This is a genomic window from Microcoleus sp. Pol17C6, from assembly GCF_036701145.1.
GTDB lineage: Bacteria > Cyanobacteriota > Cyanobacteriia > Cyanobacteriales > Microcoleaceae > Microcoleus.
Genome location: NZ_JAUBQH010000147.1, coordinates 1 through 2,219 on the forward strand (window position 1 = coordinate 1; position 2,219 = coordinate 2,219).

Sequence of the window (2,219 nt, forward strand, 5' to 3'; positions counted from 1 at the left end):
TTTATGGACGCTCTCGTCAGTTTTTAACTAGCGAGAGATTTGCTGTTAGAGGTATTTTTTAGTCTAAACTCCAGTTAACAGTTGTGTACCGAAAAGTTGACCCAGACGGCACCCCACCAGAAAGCTTTGAATTTCCTCAGGGAGGAAAATTAGCCTCAGACAACCGTTGGGTAATGATGGCCCAATTGATACCGTGGTCAGAATTTGAAGCAGAATATGCTGAAAATTTTGCCTCATCTATGGGGGCACCAGCTAAATCATTTAGGATAGCATTGGGGGCATTAATCATCAAAGATAAATTGGGAACTAGCGATCGCGAAACTGTAGAATAAATTCGAGAAAACCCTTATCTACAATACTTTATCGGTCTCTCATTCTATAGCAATGAGATTCCATTTGATGCCTCGCTATTGGTTCATTTTCGACAAAGAATCAGCGTCAATCTCGTCAATAAAGTGAACCAAAAGATGGTGAAGAATCTCCGAGAATCCCCGACACCTCAACCTGAATCAAGCAAAAAAAACCCAGAAGAACTAAATGAGAGTGAAAATCAGGGAAAATTATTATTAGGTAAGGATTCAGGTCGGAAAAAGGGGAATAAGCTCAGGCATAGTCAAGTGACAACAATGGGCAGAAATAGCCTCACGGAAAAAAGCCATTACGGAACGAGCTTGAAAACGACAGGTTTGAATCACACTCAATAGATCAGCCGTTTCCTCAAATCGTTTCATTGAACGAGAGCCGCCAGAAACTTTCCGTTTAGTTACAGCTAGCCGTAGAGAACGTTCTGCTAAATTATTATCCGGAGGAACCGAGGGGTCATCCAGAAAATACCACCATTGTTCTGCCTTATCCCGTAAGGATTTGAGTAACAAACCGGAGGCATAACCAACTTGGTTCAACCAAGTCGCCAAAGCTTGATTCAATCGTATTTTGAAATCCTGAGCCCACGATTCATAGGTGAGTCGATCCTTCGTCTTTCGCCAGGACTCATGGGATCTAAAAGCTTCATCTATTAATGACAGAAATACTTGGGCGACTGCTGGATTATTATTGTTGCCAGGAAGTCCCAGCACTTTCTTGAAATGCCGTCGTAAATGAGCCAGACACTTCTGTTGGGCTGCGACTTTCCCACCATTATAGACACTGAAATCGTCTGAGCTTAAGACCCCAGCAAATTCTTTGCCCAGCATGGTTTCTAGTTCTACACGCCCCCTGGTATCTGCGGCATGAAATAAACAGAATCCTTCTCCACTAGCCGTCCATAGCAATTCTTTAACTCCCATGACACACCAAGGTGTTTCATCTACATGAACGTTTGATTGCTCAGGGACCCATTCCCACAGTGCTTTGATGGCTGGCTTGACTGCTGCTGCTACTCGTTGATTGGTTTTTTGGAGTGTTCCCACTCCGACTTCAATCGTGCCGAGTTCCCACAACAATTCAGTCAGCTTCCCGTAGGAAAGATGCCCATAATTGCCCAGCCAGACTAATAGAGCTTGGAGATTAACGCTCAAGTCTTGTCCTGGAATTATGCCCTGGGGTAGTTCTCCTCGAACTACTGCACCACATTCTAGGCATTTACACGATTGTGTCTGATATTCGACGACTTCTATTGGTTTTGCTACTAGACTTGCTACTTGCTGTCTGTGAATTTTAATTACTTGACTTAATTCTTGACTGCCACAATTTTGACAGATGCTGGGTGAGCTAATTTCGGTTCTGTCTACTCGTCCAAACCCTTTGCGATTTTTCCCTTGATGACCTAGTTGTCCACCTGGTTTATTTTTCTGGTCTGCTTCTGGTTTGACTGGTGCTTTCTCTGGTTTTTGGAGCAGATCTGTTGAGGGGGGTTTCGATGAAGTCTGACTGGTGGTTCGACTTTTGCCCGTAGCAATGGCTAGTTTTTCTTGTAATTCTTCAATGATTTTTTGCAGCCCCAACACCATTTCCACCAGTTCAGCTTGGCTAAACTGCTCTATGAAGGTTTTTTCTTTTTGTCTGGTGGCTGTGGGCTTTTTCGTTTCTTTATTTTACCAGCTTTTGCCACTGAAGTTTTTTTTGACCTGAATCCTTACACTTTGCTCTTGCCTGTTAGATAAATTATTTCACCATTTCTGCGCAATGAATTATAGACAGACCCCAAAAGTTGTCAGGGTAAAAAACGCTGAAGACTGCAGAGAATTAAGTCATCAATCACCATGTAGAAAGAGAGGTCA

1 protein-coding gene and 1 pseudogene are annotated in these 2,219 nt (G+C 43.0%); one reads left to right on the forward strand and one right to left on the reverse strand.

What is annotated here, in order from left to right; genetic code table 11:
- Nucleotides 1–83 precede the first annotated feature (83 nt).
- Nucleotides 84–569 (forward strand): annotated as a pseudogene (locus QUA25_RS29050) (transposase); the annotation flags it as partial.
- Nucleotides 570–578: 9 nt separating this feature from the next.
- Here the strand turns inward: QUA25_RS29050 and tnpC are convergent.
- Nucleotides 579–1,982 carry an IS66 family transposase gene (tnpC, locus tag QUA25_RS29055; RefSeq protein ID WP_333043153.1) on the reverse strand — a complete coding sequence of 468 codons (1,404 nt, stop codon included), beginning with the start codon at nucleotides 1,980–1,982 and terminating at the stop codon, nucleotides 579–581.
- Nucleotides 1,983–2,219: the final 237 nt, after the last annotated feature.